Annotated in this window: 17 protein-coding genes and 2 pseudogenes; 4 read left to right on the top strand and 15 right to left on the bottom strand. The window is 54.3% G+C overall.

The window, feature by feature from the left end; all coding sequences use genetic code 11:
- Nucleotides 1-19 precede the first annotated feature (19 nt).
- The 4 genes from tcdA to ACFOMG_RS06100 all read right to left on the bottom strand — a co-directional run bounded on the left by tcdA (nucleotide 20) and on the right by ACFOMG_RS06100 (nucleotide 3561).
- Nucleotides 20-835: a tRNA cyclic N6-threonylcarbamoyladenosine(37) synthase TcdA gene (tcdA, locus tag ACFOMG_RS06115; protein ID WP_376865432.1), complete on the bottom strand. Its 816-nt coding sequence runs from the start codon at nucleotides 833-835 to the stop codon at nucleotides 20-22.
- Nucleotides 836-933: 98 nt separating this feature from the next.
- Nucleotides 934-1602, bottom strand: coding sequence for a hypothetical protein (locus ACFOMG_RS06110; protein ID WP_376865431.1), 669 nt, complete (start codon nucleotides 1600-1602; stop codon nucleotides 934-936).
- Between the two features lie 178 nt (nucleotides 1603-1780).
- A complete protein-coding gene (locus tag ACFOMG_RS06105; RefSeq protein ID WP_376865430.1) occupies nucleotides 1781-2938 on the bottom strand; it encodes a TonB family protein in 1158 nt (385 codons plus the stop codon).
- 122 nt (nucleotides 2939-3060) lie between these two features.
- The gene (locus tag ACFOMG_RS06100; RefSeq protein ID WP_376865429.1) at nucleotides 3061-3561 is read right to left on the bottom strand and encodes an SUF system Fe-S cluster assembly regulator; all 501 of its coding nucleotides are present in this window, start codon (nucleotides 3559-3561) and stop codon (nucleotides 3061-3063) included.
- A 113-nt stretch (nucleotides 3562-3674) separates the two neighbouring features.
- Here ACFOMG_RS06100 and ACFOMG_RS06095 point away from each other — a divergent pair, with 113 nt between their 5' ends.
- Entirely contained in the window at nucleotides 3675-4298 is a 624-nt protein-coding gene (locus ACFOMG_RS06095; protein ID WP_449237025.1) for a peptidylprolyl isomerase, read from the top strand.
- Between the two features lie 174 nt (nucleotides 4299-4472).
- Here the strand turns inward: ACFOMG_RS06095 and ACFOMG_RS06090 are convergent, their stop codons facing one another.
- The 5 genes from ACFOMG_RS06090 to rlmKL form a co-directional block, all read right to left on the bottom strand.
- The gene (locus ACFOMG_RS06090) at nucleotides 4473-5156 is read right to left on the bottom strand and encodes an SPFH domain-containing protein (RefSeq protein WP_376865428.1); all 684 of its coding nucleotides are present in this window, start codon (nucleotides 5154-5156) and stop codon (nucleotides 4473-4475) included.
- 462 nt (nucleotides 5157-5618) lie between these two features.
- Nucleotides 5619-6017, bottom strand: a complete 399-nt coding sequence (locus tag ACFOMG_RS06085) for a DUF5071 domain-containing protein (RefSeq protein ID WP_376865427.1) — start codon at nucleotides 6015-6017, stop codon at nucleotides 5619-5621.
- Between the two features lie 16 nt (nucleotides 6018-6033).
- Complete coding sequence (locus ACFOMG_RS06080) at nucleotides 6034-6555, bottom strand: NlpC/P60 family protein (protein WP_376865426.1); 522 nt, start codon at nucleotides 6553-6555, stop codon at nucleotides 6034-6036.
- Between the two features lie 3 nt (nucleotides 6556-6558).
- On the bottom strand, nucleotides 6559-6918 hold the full coding sequence (locus ACFOMG_RS06075) for a hypothetical protein (RefSeq protein ID WP_376865425.1): 360 nt from the start codon (nucleotides 6916-6918) through the stop codon (nucleotides 6559-6561).
- Between the two features lie 136 nt (nucleotides 6919-7054).
- The gene (gene rlmKL / locus ACFOMG_RS06070) at nucleotides 7055-9217 is read right to left on the bottom strand and encodes a bifunctional 23S rRNA (guanine(2069)-N(7))-methyltransferase RlmK/23S rRNA (guanine(2445)-N(2))-methyltransferase RlmL (RefSeq protein ID WP_376865424.1); all 2163 of its coding nucleotides are present in this window, start codon (nucleotides 9215-9217) and stop codon (nucleotides 7055-7057) included.
- Nucleotides 9218-9400: 183 nt separating this feature from the next.
- On the opposite strand from rlmKL, the gene rmf reads away from it, so the two are divergent.
- A complete protein-coding gene (gene rmf, locus ACFOMG_RS06065) occupies nucleotides 9401-9595 on the top strand; it encodes a ribosome modulation factor (RefSeq protein ID WP_376865422.1) in 195 nt (64 codons plus the stop codon).
- Nucleotides 9596-9671: 76 nt separating this feature from the next.
- Here rmf and ACFOMG_RS06060 read toward each other — a convergent pair whose 3' ends face one another.
- Nucleotides 9672-10697 carry a quinone-dependent dihydroorotate dehydrogenase gene (locus ACFOMG_RS06060; RefSeq protein WP_376865421.1) on the bottom strand — a complete coding sequence of 342 codons (1026 nt, stop codon included), beginning with the start codon at nucleotides 10695-10697 and terminating at the stop codon, nucleotides 9672-9674.
- Between the two features lie 179 nt (nucleotides 10698-10876).
- Between ACFOMG_RS06060 and ACFOMG_RS06055 the strand changes: the two genes are divergently transcribed.
- Nucleotides 10877-12232: a hypothetical protein gene (locus tag ACFOMG_RS06055; protein ID WP_376865420.1), complete on the top strand. Its 1356-nt coding sequence runs from the start codon at nucleotides 10877-10879 to the stop codon at nucleotides 12230-12232.
- Here ACFOMG_RS06055 and ACFOMG_RS06050 read toward each other — a convergent pair.
- From ACFOMG_RS06050 to ACFOMG_RS17755, 5 genes and pseudogenes are all read right to left on the bottom strand, one after another.
- The gene (locus ACFOMG_RS06050) at nucleotides 12216-12443 is read right to left on the bottom strand and encodes a DUF2835 domain-containing protein (RefSeq protein WP_376865418.1); all 228 of its coding nucleotides are present in this window, start codon (nucleotides 12441-12443) and stop codon (nucleotides 12216-12218) included. The genes ACFOMG_RS06055 and ACFOMG_RS06050 overlap by 17 nt on opposite strands.
- Before the next feature lie 7 nt (nucleotides 12444-12450).
- Nucleotides 12451-12942, bottom strand: a complete 492-nt coding sequence (locus tag ACFOMG_RS06045) for a hypothetical protein (protein ID WP_376865417.1) — start codon at nucleotides 12940-12942, stop codon at nucleotides 12451-12453.
- A complete protein-coding gene (locus ACFOMG_RS17765; RefSeq protein ID WP_449237028.1) occupies nucleotides 12939-13490 on the bottom strand; it encodes a hypothetical protein in 552 nt (183 codons plus the stop codon). Before ACFOMG_RS17765 ends, ACFOMG_RS06045 begins: the two co-directional genes overlap by 4 nt.
- Nucleotides 13485-14024: pseudogene (locus ACFOMG_RS17760) on the bottom strand (ATP-binding cassette domain-containing protein); the annotation flags it as partial. The pseudogene ACFOMG_RS17760 and the gene ACFOMG_RS17765, both read right to left, overlap by 6 nt.
- Nucleotides 14016-14879: pseudogene (locus ACFOMG_RS17755) on the bottom strand (ATP-binding cassette domain-containing protein); the annotation flags it as partial. The pseudogenes ACFOMG_RS17760 and ACFOMG_RS17755, both read right to left, overlap by 9 nt.
- Before the next feature lie 266 nt (nucleotides 14880-15145).
- Between ACFOMG_RS17755 and ACFOMG_RS06035 the strand changes: the two are divergent.
- Complete coding sequence (locus ACFOMG_RS06035; protein ID WP_376865415.1) at nucleotides 15146-16285, top strand: efflux RND transporter periplasmic adaptor subunit; 1140 nt, start codon at nucleotides 15146-15148, stop codon at nucleotides 16283-16285.
- Nucleotides 16286-16289 lie beyond the last annotated feature (4 nt).

Genomic DNA, 16289 nt, shown 5'->3' with positions numbered 1-16289 from the left:
CGTCGCCGCTTTATAAACTTCAGCTCTTTTTGCCGGCATCCCGGGCGATGCGTTCCACCACCCGGGCAGCCGCAACAAAACCAAAGGTGCCGGTGACCATAGTCGCCGCGCCAAAACCAGAGGCACAATCCAGCCGGGTACTGCCTTGTGCAAACGACTTGGTCTGACACACACTGCCATCCGCCTGCGGGTAGGACAACTGCTCGGTCGAAAACACACAAGGAACGGAATAATTACGCGAGGGATTACGCGAGAAATTATATTCCCGCCGCAATAATGAACGCACTTTACGCGCCAGCGGATCATTGAAGGTTTTATTCAGATCACCGATCTGAATCTGACTCGGGTCCATTTGTCCGCCGGCGGCGCCGGTGGTAACAATACGGATTTTACGGCGCTTACAATGCGCGATTAACGCCGCTTTATTTTTCACACTGTCGATGCAGTCGACCACATAATCCAGCTGCTCATGGATCAGCTCATGCTGATTCGCGGCAGTCACAAACGCCATTTTATTGTGTACCACAATGTCGGGATTAATGGCCTTCAGACGCTCGGCCACGGCATCGGTTTTCAGTTGCCCCACCGTATTCTGCAACGCATGAATCTGACGATTGCTGTTGGTGACACAGATATCGTCCATATCGATCAGCGTGATCTCTCCGATACCGGAACGCGCCAGCGCTTCAGCGGCCCAGGAACCGACACCACCAATACCCACCACACACACGTGTGCCTGTAATAATCGTTGCAACCCCTGCTGGCCATACAAGCGGCCGATACCGCCAAAGCGATCGAGGTAACCGGAAGTAAAAGAAGGAGAATCTGCGCTCATCACTGCCACTCAATAGCGCGCTACAGCGGTTGATGTCAGCGCTACAGCGGTCGTCAGGTTAAAAGACGGCGCAGTATAACAGAAGGCGAGCCGCGGATTTATACCGACGGCTCAGAAGATGCCAGACGTTGTGACACCTCAACATCTTTGATACGCAACCAGCGGCTGGTTTGCGAAATACGGTGCAGGCTCGGCTCACCTTTATCGAAAGCCCGCTGAATGCCGCGTAATTCATCCCGCGGTAAGGTACCCATCAGGCCATGCTTCAGTTCAGGGATCGGCGCAATACGTGCGATTAACACATCAACCAGCGAAGCGAGAAAATCGCGCGATAAACGGGCGTGTTCGTGGTAGTTGATCGTCAGGGAAACATAATCGTCTTCCTGTTTCAGCACCAGGTGATCGTTTTGTTTCAGCGAACCCTTAACCGCTCCGAGAAACTCATCCATATCACCGCTCTGCAACAGTCGCTGATCCTGCACCACCGCCAGCACATCGAGCCACAACTGGCGGAAACGACGCTGACTGATTTTATCTTCCACCACCTTGAATTCCAGACGCTCCGGAATGGCTGATGCACTGTCGCTTCCCTGTGAGGCATCCTGTTCTGTTTGTTGCTCGCCGTAGTTATCCTGCACATACAGCGCGGTGGCAAACCAGGGTTTGTCCAGCGTCTCAAACATGCCGATACCTTTCAGGTCGGCGGCGTTGGCAGACATTGCCAGTAACAGACTGGCAGCAGCAAACAAGGATTTTAATCCGGTCATGATCAACACCTCTATAACATTACGACCGATGACACAATCATGCGTTTTTGTGAATTCTGTTAGCAACGACCAAATACGCCACCCCTGTTAACGATCAGTTATTTAATGAACATTTGTGATTCAGTCGCCACTTTTGGTCATAAGCTGACGCCATTTGTCTGTCATCCGCTATGGCAGCTCAGTTAACCAGCACAAATTTAAACGGAATATCAAACTCCAGCGGACCATCCGCTGCCAGAATATCCGGCAGTGCCGGGTACGGTTGCGCACGCTGAGCCGCCGCCAGAGCGGCACGGTCGAGTAGCTGAATATCCGAGCTTTCGCTGACCACACTGGAAACCAGCTCGCCGGACGGCGTCAGTGCCAGACTGACCCGCACCGTCCCCTGCTGACGACGACGCATAGCGCGCTGCGGGTATTGCACCTGACTGTTCGCCTGGCGCAGCAACTGGCGGTAATAACGCGCCTGCGCCTGAATGCGTCGTGCTTCCAGAGCTTCCTGCTCAGCTTGCTGTTGCTGCAGCCGCTCGGCTTCTGCCTGCAAACGGGCCTGGCGCTGTTGCTGCTGACGGATTTTGTCAGCCTGGCGCGCCTGTTGTGTTTTGTTCACGCTGCTGGTCAGTGCAGCAACGACAGGCTTGGTAACAGCAGGCTCTGGCTCTGTAACAACGGACCTGGCAACAACGGGGGCTGCAACAGTACTTTGTGCCACAGCAGGCAACGACGCTTCAGCAGGCAGCTGAAACCAGTCACGGATCTGTTGCTGCCGCCCGGGATTAACAATCGGTTGTGGGTAACGCGCTAACAATTGTTCCCGCTGGCTGACGTCGGCGGCCAATAAATCATTGCGCAGCCCCGGCGACTGCGGGAACTTGCCAATCCAGGTGGCTAATAACAAACGCACAAAATCCGGATTATCCAGCGTCAGCAACGGCTGCTGGTTAAGGCTGACAAGGGTATTGCCCGTTTCATTACTGATCACCAGCACATCCCCCTGCAACAGCTCCCCACGCGGCGCACGGCTGAAACGACTGATATCCGTCAGGTGTTGCTGCAACTGCTGCTCACTCAGATTAATCGCCAGCCCCTCATTCCAGAGACGGTAAAAACGCCGCTGCGACCAATCTTCTGCCAGCAACTGAATTTCCAGCCGTAACGGTTGCGCCGCCTGCAACCAGTGTTGTGGTTCCCCACTGGTGTGATATACCCGCGCCAGATACACGTCATTTTGCAGGCGCTGATAAATACCCGCACCCTGCAGCGGTAACGCCGCAGCACTGCACAAGGTGGGAAAAATGAATAAAACAGTGATTAACAGATGGTGAAAACGGGTCATACAAGATCTCAGTCCCTGGTCAGAATACAGTCGGCGAACAGCCGGTCAGGTAGCTTAACGATCAAATATGCCAGTCTGATGACAGCGACATGGCGTCGCACGACCGGGATAACAGGCGGGTATCAGAGATTAACCAGCTGAATACGGGCGGACTGATCGATCAGGTCGCGATACAAACGGTCCTGCAGCGCCGGGTTACGCACATCCTCCAGCGTCACCCGCGCCAGCACCTGCATCAGCAACTGATTGATTCCGCCCCAGTTGCTGGCGAGAGAACAATGCGCGGTGATATCACACTGATGATCATCGACGCTGCATTCGGTCAGCGCCACCGGGCCTTCAAACGCCTGCACCACATCCAGTACGCGGATCTGTTCCGGTGCCCGCGCCAGCCGGTAACCGCCACGGGCACCACGCTGTGCCAGCACCAGACCAGCGTCCACCAGCGCCTTCATCACTTTACGGACTGTGGCCAGCGGCAGACCGGTAGCGTCACTGAGTTCGTCCGCCGATTGTTTCACCGACCCGGCACGGGCAAGCTGGTCGAGCACCACCACACCATAATCTGTCAGCTTGCCAATCTTTAACATAACGGAAACCCGGATAATCACAGCCTCCATCATATCAAATCCACACGGCACAGGCATAAAGCAACACAGGCGGTCGGAAAAACTTCACAAATGGCTGGCGTTACATTAGCGTTGGCGCCTGATGTTAATTCCCGATGGAGAAATGTATGCGTTTGTTCGCCCAACCACTGGCTACCCTGCTGTTCACCCTGCTGGCCCTGAGCAGTCAGCCTCTGCTGGCTGATGATCAACCCGCAGCCAGCCCCGCCAGCAACGCAGAAGCCGTTGTGACTGTGCTGATGAAAACCAACCGTGGTGATATCGAGCTGCAACTGGATCGTGGCAAAGCGCCAATCAGTGTTGAAAATTTCCTAGCCTACGTTGAAGCCGGCCATTACAACGGCACGGTTTTTCACCGTGTGATTAAAAACTTTATGATCCAGGGTGGCGGTTTTGACGAAAACATGGTGCGTAAAGCCACGTTACCGGCGATTAAAAACGAAGCGGATAACGGCCTGAAAAATGACCGCGGCACCATCGCGATGGCACGTACTTCGGCCGTCGACAGCGCGACCAGCCAGTTTTTTATCAACGTAAAAAATAACGACTTCCTGAACCACGGTTTCCGTGATTTTGGTTACGCCGTGTTCGGTAAAGTGACGTCAGGAATGGAGATTGTTGACACCATCGCCAGCACCGCAACCGGCGCCCGCGATGTGCCGCTGGACGCCGTTGTGATTTCGTCAGTCAGCGTGGTTACAGGCGACAAACCCGCCGCCCAGCAGCAATAGATCCTGCTGCGCCATCATCCACCCGGTGGACCAGTGGATGGTGGCGATTCAATTTGTGCGGAAGACAAACAAATAAATTACCTAGGAGTGAGCAGTTACTTTCCTGCTTGATATTTATTTCAGTTGGTGGGTCGCGCTGCGCTTACCCACCCTACCTATGACGAATGATGGCGTTCAGCAGCTGCCTGGGGCATCAAGCGCCGCCCCTTGCCCTGCATCCAGCGGCTGCAGGCGACCAAACACCACTTCCGTCAGCTGATATCCTTTGCGCAATAACGCCGCACTCATCTGTTGTTTCAGCTGCTGACACAAAGCCTGACGCTGCTGTGGCAAATCCGTATCCAGCTGATACTGCGCCAGGGTTTTCGTCAGTACCATATCACTCACCAGCCTGACCGCCCGCGCCATATCCGCAAACGGCATCACATGAGGTAACTGCTCCGGCGCCAGACGGTAACTCGCCGTCAGTGGTAAAGCAAAACGCCGACCCGCTTTATCCCGTGCCCAGACCGGCTGTTGTTCCAGTGAGGCATGCCCTTCGCTGGCGTCGTACAAACCAACAATTTCTTCATAAGAAAAATGCAGTCCAGGTGCTAACGTCCGCTGCCCTGCACGGGTTGAGGTCGCAAAGCCCATTTCATGGTCGGCCACCCACACCAGTTTAACCGGCATATAAAACTCATCGCGGTCAAAGGAAGCCGACGACACCCAGGCAACAAAATGTTGCCCCACCAGGCCGATATTGAGCACAGCCAATAATGCAATAATCACCAGAATCCGCGGCAACCGCCGCGAGCAGCGCGGTGTTGCCGCCCGCATTAATCCATTTAACTGTTCCTGCTGACGCCCTTCAGCCATAAAACCCGATACTCTTTATTATTAACAAGATAAACATTATGCATCTTCTCAATAACGGAGTAACTCATCAAAAGTTCTGAATGTGACCGAATCGCCGTATCCGTATTGCCAACCGCCGGGAATTCGCACTGCGAACCTGACTATTGCGCCCCCGAAAAGAACGACTGCACCTTAAAAACTACTGCACCCGCGAAGCCAGCAATTTAATGCCAAACACCAGCATCACGCCGCCCATCAGGCGGTCTACCCAATGACCAAACATAAAAACCCCATGGAAATCAGTCGTGTGCCGGAAACCCTGGCTTCCTCTGCCGCCTGTGGCTGTGTTGCGTTACCATCACAAAATCCGGTCCCGGTGAGGCGGCTGCCAATAAATGCACTAGCGTAATGGTCAGTAAACCTTCCACAAATCCCATGATTGTCTCCCGGACACTATCATTAAAACTGTCATCAGAAGCGCTATTATGACTTATTTTTCCAGTGTGATAACAACTCGGCGGCGGCTTCAGTAACTTCTTCCTGCAACTCAGCCGGGGTTGGCTGGCGCACCATGGCGTGAATTTTAAAACGCAGCGCTTGCCAGACGCTGATCTGCACATCCGGCAATAAATTGGTCAGCAGCCAGTATTTCCACACCTCATCATCGCCGCCCAGAATCTGGAACAGCGGCTCGGCAAGGTCATCACCGCGATAGCGCAACAGCCGCTCCAGTACCGGCGCAGCAATCGGCCAGTTAATATCTTGCAGGCATTCCAGCAGCGGCCATAACAGTGGCTGAATGTCCTCATCCGAAGCCTGCTGCAGATTAGCGCAGGCATCATCATCACCTTTATGTTGCGGCACCAGCCTGAGTGTTGACATAAAACGACTCCGTGATTCAGCGTGCTTCAATGCGCCGCGCGTGCCAGAATTTGTCTTTCCAGTAATAATCGTCGAGGCCGGAAATCATCACACCACGTTTACTGGAGACGTGCATAAAGCGGCTGTTTTCCAGATAAATACCCACGTGGCGTAATTTACTGCCGGTTTTAAAAAACACCAGATCGCCGGCGCGTAACTGCTCGCGCGTTATGACATCGCCGGTCAGCGACTGACGTGCGGTGGTGCGCGGCAGACTGATACCAAAGCGATCCTGAAAGGTGCGGTAAACAAAACCGGAGCAATCCACCCCCTGCTCTGTCAGGCCACCCATACGGTGGGGAGTCCCCTGCCATTGCTGATACTGCAGAAATAATTGTTGTTTTGCCGCCGCGCTATCACTGAGCACTGCTTTGGCCGGTTCGCTGTAGTGTGCGCGATAACTGGCCGCAGGCGCCGTTGGCGCTGAGCTGCAGGCAGTTAACGCCAGCAGCAGGACGGCACTGAACAGCGTGCAACACGCCGATAACACAGATTTCATCGATTATTCTCCGTTGTCAGACAACGCCTGCCGGATCGTTTGTGGTAATGCCTGCAACAGTTGCTGGCGGAATGACTGGCCACGCTCATCGGCAAACATCGCCAGCGCGGTATCCGCCAGATCCGCTTGCTGTTGCTCGATATTAAACTGCACAAACGCCACCAACTCAGGCAGCAGAATATCGTCGCGTAATACGCTGACATAAGGGTAAGTAATCCAGCATACCGGGTCGTTGGGGAAACAGGACCAGAAAATCAGTTCCTGCAAAAATCCGGCGTTGAGTGGATACCCGATCAGCACCAGATGTTCGGCATTATCGGTATCGAATTTATCGCGGATGGATTGCAAAGACGGGTCTGACATGTTTTTTCAGCCATGGCTCGCAGCCGAGCCTCACCATTAACAGGCACAGAAAAATAACAAGCCAATGGCCAGACGCCAAGCCAGGATCAGAAATTTGTGCACCAGCTCCGCTTTACCGGGCGGGTGCACACACCCCTTATTGCGCGCGGATATGAAAACACATATGAATGTTTTTACGGCGGGCAAAATCCTGCGGCACCGACTGATGGCTGACATTAACAATATCGAACCCGGCTAGAGCCGCCTGATCGATCTCAAACTTCCGGTAGTTGTTGGAAAAAATTAACAATCCACCCGGATTTAATAACGCCATCGCATCACGAATCAGCTGCACATGATCACGCTGTACATCCAGCACCCCTTCCATCCGTTTGGAGTTGGAGAAAGTCGGCGGATCCATAAAGATCAGATCGTACTGCTGAGCACCACTCTGCGCCGCCTCTTTCAGCCATTGCAGACAATCCGCCTGAATAAATTCATGCTCGTTGAGGTTCAGATTGTTGGCTCTGAAATTGTCTTTGCCCCAGTTCAGATAGGTGCGCGACATGTCCACACTGGTGGTTGTGGCACCGGCCAGCGCCGCATGCAGTGACCCCACCGCGGTATAACAGAACAGGTTCAGCATACGTGCGCCTTTTGGCAGCGCCGCACAGCGTTTGGCAATATCCAGCCGGGTTGGGCGGTGGTCGAGAAACAAACCGGTATCGAGATAATCTTTCAGGTTAACCAGCACCCTGGCCTGACCTTCCAGCACTTCAAACCGGCTCGCTTCACGGTCCTGTTTTTCGTACTGGCGCTTACCGCTCTGGCGCTCACGGCGCTTAAGAATAATCTGCTCCGCCGGCACCCCGGTGACTTCCGGTAACGCCGCCAGGACATCCAGCAGCCGCCGTTCGGATTTTTCTTCATCGATGGACTTGGGTGGCACATATTCCTGCACATGCAGCCACTGCGCCGCAGTGTTGGCATCGTGATAGATATCCACCGCCACGGCGTATTCCGGAATATCAGCATCGTACAGCCGATAGGCGTTGATCTGCTCGCGTTTCGCCCATTTATTCAGCGGTTTTAAATTTTTCTTCAAGCGATTAGCAAACGCTTCCACCGGGCCACGGATACGGCTGGGTGCGGGTGCCGACGATTTTTCATCCGCCTCACCCAACACCAGTAACCGGGTCTGAATTTTACCGTTCATAAAGCGGTATTGTTTTTCCAGCGGCCGGCGAATGCTTTTCGATAAATCGGTATTGGCGGTAAACACCGCCAGCTTCCAGTTGGGCACCACCTTTAAGGTGGCATCGTTAAAGTCCTGGTATAAAGGCGCCAGTTGCGGCAACTCACTCAGGCGTTCGCCATAGGGCGGGTTACACACCACCAGACCGCCCTGTTCGACGGTTTCTTTCTGGATGCGCAACTTGTCCACCGCACGGCGTTCCAGATGAATGCAGTTTTTTAATCCGGAGCGTTCCAGGTTTTTATTGGCGGCATTGAGCTGTTCGGCATCAATATCAAAGCCGTACAGCCGGTTGCTGATCGCTGCCAGCCCGGCCGTGCGCCGTTCACGGGCACTGTCCACCTCTTCCAGCCAGAGTTTACGGTTATGCCGTTGCCAGCGCTCAAAGCCCCATTGTTGCCGGTTCAGTCCCGGAGCAATGTCCGCCGCCATCATTCCGGCCTCAATCAATAAGGTGCCGGAACCACACATAGGATCAACCAGGTGGCCACCCTGCTTAAGGATCTCCGGCCAGCCGGCACGGATCAGAATCGCCGCCGCCAGATTTTCTTTTAACGGCGCTTTGCCCGGCTGCAGACGGTAACCACGGCGGTGTAAGCTGTCGCCACTGACGTTGAAATACAGCGCCAGCTTGCCTTTACGCAGCTGTGCTTCAATCCGCACATCCCCATCTTTAGCCACCGACGGGCGTGCACCTAACTCCTCGCGGAAGTTATCGACGATGCCATCTTTCACCTTCTGAGCGCCAAACTGGGTGTTACGGACAAAGTCGGTTTTGCCATGGAAGTCGATGCGGAATGACGCACCCACCGGGAACACGGTTTGCCAGTCTACGTCGCGCGCCACCTGATAAAGCTGATCCACATTGTCTACCTGACTTTCCTGCAAAGGAAACAACAGCCGACTGGCCAGCCGGGTCCATAAACAAAAACGATAGGCGGTGCGCAGGTCGCCCTGCCATAACACCCCCAGGTGGGTTTCTCGTTCAACTTCCCCCCCTAAGTCTCTGATTTCAGCCGCCAACAGGGGTTCAATCCCCTTGGGACACGCGGCTAACCAGCGCAATTTAGGTTCCGATGACTCATTTTGCATGGTGTTAACACCCACCTCGTCAAATAGTTTCTGGCAACAAGCCTGCTGCCTCTTATAAAAAATCGTTAATTAACATCCTGCTTCACACAGGGTAGAACTGTAACCGTCCAGTCATATTTGTCTGGGCTTTTTTCCAACAATGCGAGGACGCAACGTATGAAAAAACAGAAACGCGATATGCAAGAAAGAGCTTTTGCACGTGGTTACCGCGCAGGTGTCGAGCGCCGTTCAAAAGATCTTGCCCCGATGGGAACTCAACGCGATGCCTGGCTGGCGGGTTGGCGTTCTGGCCGGGCTGACCACTGGGATGGATACACCGGCGTTTCTGGGATTCATAAAATCGCTGTCTAAAGCCTGCGGCTAAGCGCCGCTTACCGATACCTCCTCTCCCGGGAGGTGAAGCCCGGCCACTGCGCCGGGCTTTTTATCAGTTCATCGCCGCGATGGCATCAACACATTCACCCACCAGCTCAGGGCCGCGGTAGATAAAACCGGAATACACCTGTACCAGCTCAGCGCCTGCTTCCATCTTTTCAACGGCACCTTTGCCATCCAGAATGCCGCCAACACCAATCACCGGCAGCTTGCCGTCCAGCGCTTTCACCAGCCGCTCAACCGTTTCGGTGGCCAGATCCTCAACCGGAGCACCACTCAGACCACCGGCTTCATCACCGTGTTTCAGCCCTTCAACACCGTCCCGCGACAAGGTAGTGTTGGTCGCAATCACGCCGTCAATGTTCGTGTCGATCAGGGTCTGGGCCACCATCTCCACTTCGTCTTCGTCCATATCCGGAGCAATTTTCACAAACACCGGCTTATATCCGTGTTCTTCGGCCAGCTCCTGCTGACGCTGTTTAATCGGCTGCAGCAGTTCTTTTAGCGCATCACCGTATTGCAGCGTGCGTAATCCCGGTGTGTTCGGCGAAGAAATATTAACCGTGATGTAGGTCGCATGCTCATACACCTTTTCCAGACAAATCAGGTAATCGGCGGTGGCATTTTCCACCGGGGTATCAAAGTTTTTGCCAATATTGATTCCCAGCACGCCGTTGTATTTCGCTTTTTTCACCTGTTCAACCAGGTGATCAACCCCTTTGTTGTTAAAGCCCATACGATTGATAATGGCGCGTCGCTCAGGGATACGGAACAAGCGTGGCTTCGGGTTACCCGGCTGGGGGCGTGGCGTGATGGTACCAATCTCGATAAAACCAAAACCTAACCGTGCAAAAGCATCGATATAGTCGCCGTTTTTATCCAGTCCGGCAGCCAGACCAACCGGATTCGGAAACTCAATGCCGGCAACGGTGCGTGGCAGACCAGCCACCTGAGGCGCCAGATACTGTAATAACCCCAGACGTTCACCGGCGCCGAGCATATCCAGGCCCAGCTCATGGGATGTTTCACCACTTAAACGGAAAAACAGTTGCCGGGTCAGACCATACCAATCAGCCATCTTTTACCTCACCTATGCCACAGACGTTAAATTGCGCGGCATTATACGCAAGCCGGCGACGGATGTAGATGCGCAGGCGCAAGAAAGTTACGGCCTTTGCCAGCGAGCGGATTTCCGCTACTCTGCCGCCATCTTGTGCGGCCCCAACAGCCGTCCCCCAACCGGATAAGGTCCTCTTTGTGCGTGTACTGATTGTTATTTCTTTGCTGTTGTTAACCGCCTGCTCGTCTAACTTACGCAAGGGCGACAACATGATGGAGGCCGAACAATACGATCAGGCGGCGATGTATTACCAGCGGGCGCTGGCCGAAGACCCCGGCGATGACGATATCGCCCTGAAACTCTATGAGGCACGCACCCGTATGGTGGCCGCCCATCTGATCAAAGTGCGTCTACAACGCCAGGGCGAACAACCCAAAGCCGCAGCGATGCTGCTGAATCAGACGCTAAAACACATCAAACAGTGGAAGATTATTGCCGACAGCGGCGTTAAAGCCACCATCGAAGAGGAGGTATGGGAAGCTGGCAAATGGCTCAATCGCGAACTGAAAACACTCGGCCAAAGCCGCGCCTACAATCGTTATTTCTACTATCTGGCACAATTCGACGAAATCGAACAAACCGGTCTGGCCGATGAAGCCAAGCGCCAGTATCAGCAAAGCATGACCTTATCCGGGCAACGCCAGTGCCAGCAGCTGGAAAGTTCACTGACCCCCTTCAGCCACTATCTGCACCAGTACTGGCAGGCATACTGCGCGGTCTTTTCATTAGCCGTTGACTATCGTCTGGCGCCGGACCCGAGCCGTTATGCCGGTTTTGCGGTGCAGAATAAGCAGGTCGACATCGCCCGGAGCGCCAACATTAACGCTGACGCAGTTGCCGAAAAGATTCAGCGGCAACTGCAGGATCATTTGTGGTTCAGCGATCACGGCACCCGGTCACTGACGCTGACATTACGGGGCAAGGTCGATTATGCCAAACGCAGCCAGCGTAAACGCTATACCCGGGTGTACAAAGCCAAGCAGGAAACCTGGCAGCAGATCAAAGACCCGAAAAACCCGAAAAAGGTCATCCGCACCCTGATCCATAAAAAGCCGGTCGCGAAAACAGTGACCTTTTATGGTGAACAGATCACTGAGACCAGTGGCCATCAGCTGCGGTTAAGCGGCCGGATCAACCAGTACAACCTGGACGCTAAAGAAATCATCAGTCACGCACAACACGTCACTGACCGCCACGACACCTACTTCAAAAGCGAAGGCATCTATCCTAAGGCAGCACAATATTTCAATCAGCAGGCCTGGCAACAGGGTATGGGTAAGGAGCTCATCGATAAAACCCGCCAGCGTCTCGACCAGCTGTGGCTTCAGGCCTATTGCCAGCCACAAACGACAGACGGTCGTTATGCGGCCGCAGAATACCCGGCACGTTGCGCCCAGCTGAACAGTGATCACGCCAGCGTCAGAGCCTGGACTCAGGCCACCTTTGATTTAACTCACGGGCAACTGATGGTGATGCTTAAGCCAGGCGCGTAATCCCGAGGAATTTTCCCTGCTGGCTGAAGTCGATGCGGAAGCGGCCATACACGCCGTCGTGGCTGACCACCTTCTGCAACACACTAGCGGGAAACTGCACCCGCCGGCCATCGCTGGCGATGGCACTGACTAACCTGGCAGAGCCGTTGTAATAGCGCAACAACTCATCGCCACTGATGGCCAGTTCAACCACAACACTGAGATCACTCATGGCGGCGTTAGTCCGTTAGTAATGCCTGTAAAAAACGCAGATAGTTATCGGCGCTGCTGCCTTGTTTTTCCGCGGTCATCATACAGACCCGGCGCGGATACACCTCCAGCATCAACAGCTCATCGCCCAATGTCGGCAACAAAGCATTCAGTTTATCAGCATCCGCCTGGGTGCCTTTGTCGTGCCAGCTTAAACCGTCTGCCAGCCCTTCCTGATCCCAGGCCGGCTGCCGGACGACCCGGTACTTTAAATCGCCACCGGCGGCATCTTCATGCTGACTGCGGTTTTGCTGCAGCCAGGTGTAACTGGTGGCGGTAAGATCATCCCGCACGCCGGTCTTTGCCGCGTCCGGTTTAAAAGTATATTGGCGCACCTGCAGACCTGCACGGATCGCGTTAAAACGCAGCTCTGCCAGACGGGTGTCGCGGGCACTGGGCTTTAACCAGAACACCGAGCCCATAATCGCCATCACTACGGCGGCAATCACCAACCAGATCATTCGCTCATTTCCTCTAATTCCAGCCAGCGTTCTTCCAGCTGCTCCAGTGTTTGTTCGGCTTCTGCCAGCTGCGCCAGTACGGTTTGCACTGTGTCCGCATCACCGCTATAAAAATCCGCCGCGCCGCTTTGCGCCAATAACTCATCGCGCTTTGCTTCTGCCTGTGCCATCTGCTCGGGCAACATATCCAGCTCCCGCTGGAGTTTATAGCTGAGTTTTTTCTTTGCTGGCGCGGCCGTCTGCGGCGCGCTTGCATTGTCTTTTTTGTGATCGTCTTTTTGAGAATCGCTTTTTTTGTCGCCCGGCTTCACCGCTTTCACACCCGCGGCCTGCTTCGCCAGCGCCGCCTTACGTTGCTGCCAGTCAGTGTAGCCACCCACCTGTTCATCGATGTGGCCGTTGTCAGTGAATACCCACAGCTGTGTCACCACATTGTCGATAAACGCCCGGTCGTGACTGACCAGCAATAACGTGGCGTTGTATTCCAGCAAGCGCTCTTCCAGCAGTTCCAGCGTTTCAACGTCCAGGTCGTTGGTCGGCTCATCCATCACCAGAAGGTTGCAGGGTTTGAGGAACAATTTAGCCAGTAATACCCGGTTACGCTCACCACCGGATAACGCTTTTACCGGTGTCCGGGCGCGCTCACCGGAAAACATAAAGTCACCCAGATAACCGATGATATGGCGTGAGTTACCGTTCACGATCACATGGTCTTTGCCGTCGGCGACGTTATCAGCGATCGATTTTTCTTCGTCCAGCTGATGGCGCGCCTGATCGAAATAGGCCACTTCCAGTTTGGTCCCCACCTTGATGCGGCCCTGCTGTGGCTCCAGCTTACCCAGCAACAGTTTCAGCAGGGTACTTTTACCCACCCCGTTCGGACCCACCAGACCAATGCGATCACCGCGCAACACGTTGGCGGTGAAATCCTGCACCTGCGGCACCGATTCGCCGCTGTCCTTCTGCCAGGCATAACCGAGGTTGTCGATTTCAAATACCATCTTGCCGGAGTTTTCCGCCTGACCGAGATTCAGATTGGCAGTGCCGGTTTGTTCGCGCCGGGCGCTGCGCTCTTTGCGCATATCTTTCAGTCGTTCGACACGGCCTTCGTTACGGGTACGACGGGCTTTAATACCCTGGCGAATCCATTTTTCTTCTTCCGCCAGACGTTTATCAAACAAGGCATTTTGTGCGGCTTCATCTTCCAGACGTTTTTCCCGGTGACTGATAAAGCTGTGGTAATCACCGCGCCATTCGTGCACAAAGCCGCGGTCGAGATCGATGATACGGGTCGAAAGATTCTGCACAAAAGCACGGTCGTGACTGATAAACACCAGCGAACCGTTAAATTGTTTCAGTTGCTCTTCCAGCCATTCGATGGTCGGCACATCCATATGGTTGGTGGGTTCGTCGAGGATCAGCAGCTCCGGCTCCACCACCAGTGCCCGGGCCAACATGACTCGCCGCTGCCAGCCACCGGATAACGACGAAAAGCTGGCTTCTCCGGGTAACTTCAGCTTCTGGATAATGGCATCCACTTTCTGCTGCCAGCTCCAGCCTTCTGCTGCCTCAATTTTATTTTGCAGCTGTTCCAGCCGTTTCAGGTCGGCGTGTTCACCTTTGGCGGTTTCATCATGATATTGGGCAATCACATGGCCCAGATCCCCCAGCCCTTCGGCGACTACGTCGTATACCGGTGTATCCGTGGTTTGTGGTAATTCCTGCTGCAGTACCGACACCCGCAACATATCGCGCTTCACCACTGTGCCATCATCCGGGACCACAGCACCACTGAGCACCTTCAGCAAGGTCGACTTACCGGCACCATTACGGCCAACGATACAGACCCGTTCGCCGGAATGAATTTCCAGATCAATTTTGTCAAACAACACATGATCGCCAAACGCCAGTTCGACCTGCTTTAACTGCACCAACATCATTACAAATGTCACCTTAAAACTGCGGCAAAGCGCGCAGTATACTGGATTCCGCGGCGACTTTGTTTTGTTCTGTAATTGCAACAGTATGTTATAAAGTCTTTTGCAGTTTATGGACTTGCACATTCAGTTTTGTCCGGTACAACACCGGGTCTGCCGGAAAAACTCCGGGCTGGTCGTGTTTTGCTGGCGGGGATGTCCGGAGCCGCCAGACCGCCTGGCTGAATGGCACAACCGAACTCGTATACATCACGGAAATTACAATAATGACAATACAACTTAATCAGGGGCACATCGCCGCCGTTGTGCTCTTTTTAGCCATGGTGCTATGGGTCGTCAGCGGAAGTTTTGGTCCACAACAGGAATTCAGCAACAGCCGGCCTCTGGTGATGGACAACGGCCTGAAACGTGTGCAGGTTGAACGTATGCAGGGCAAACCGACACAACGGGAAGTCATGGTGTCGGGTCATACCGCTCCAGTCCGCCGGGTGGAATTACGCTCGGAAATCCGCGCCAAAGTGCTGGCAATCCATAAAGCCAAAGGCGAAAAAGTTAAGCGGGGTGACCTGATCATCGAGCTCGACCCGCGTGACTGGCCCGCCCGGCTGAAGCAAGCCAAAGCCAATCTGAAACAACGTCAGATAGAAGCCGACAGCGCCCGTAAACTGGCTGACCGTGGTCTGGCCAATGCGTCACAGCTGGCGCAGACACAGACAGCACTGGCCAATGCCGAAGCGGAGCTGATTCAGGCGCAGATTCAGGTGAATGCCAGTAAAATCCGTGCCCCGTTTGATGGCATAGTCGACCAGCGTCAGGTCGAAATCGGTGATTTTGTTAAAGATGGTCAGAGCCTGGTTAAGGTACTGGATTTTTCGCCGTATCTGGTGGTTGGCAATCTGCCGGAACAGGAAGCCGCTAACGTCCATATCGGCGATCCGGCGTACGCCATCCTGGTTGACGGCAGCCGGGTTGAAGGCCATATCCGCTTTGTCGCCGCCGAAGCCGATGCCCAGACCCGTACCTTTGCCGTGGAACTGGAAATCGACAACCCCAGCGGTGTCATGACCAGTGGCTTAACCGCCAAAATTCATATCCCGCAGCCACAAACTCATGCCTATCACGTGTCACCGGCACTGCTGATTCTTAATGATCAGGGCAGACTGGGTCTAAAAGGCATTAACCAGGAGCATCAGGTGGTTTTTCGTCCGATCAGCCTGCTGAAAGCCGACAACAACGGCATCTGGGTATATGGCCTGGGTGAAGAAGCACAGATCATCACCGTCGGTCAGGGGTTTGTTGATTACGGCGAGCAGGTTGAACCCGTCTATTCGCTGCCATCCGGCCAGGAAACGGCCGAGCCAGGCGATTCACGGGTTGATGACAACACCGCTCTGACCGCAGGATAAGCCG

The sequence above is a fragment of the Bacterioplanoides pacificum genome (assembly GCF_042648445.1).
Classification (GTDB): domain Bacteria; phylum Pseudomonadota; class Gammaproteobacteria; order Pseudomonadales; family Oceanobacteraceae; genus Bacterioplanoides; species Bacterioplanoides pacificum.
Note: the sequence above shows the minus strand (reverse complement) of the source record. Positions and strands in the feature narration are given on the sequence as shown.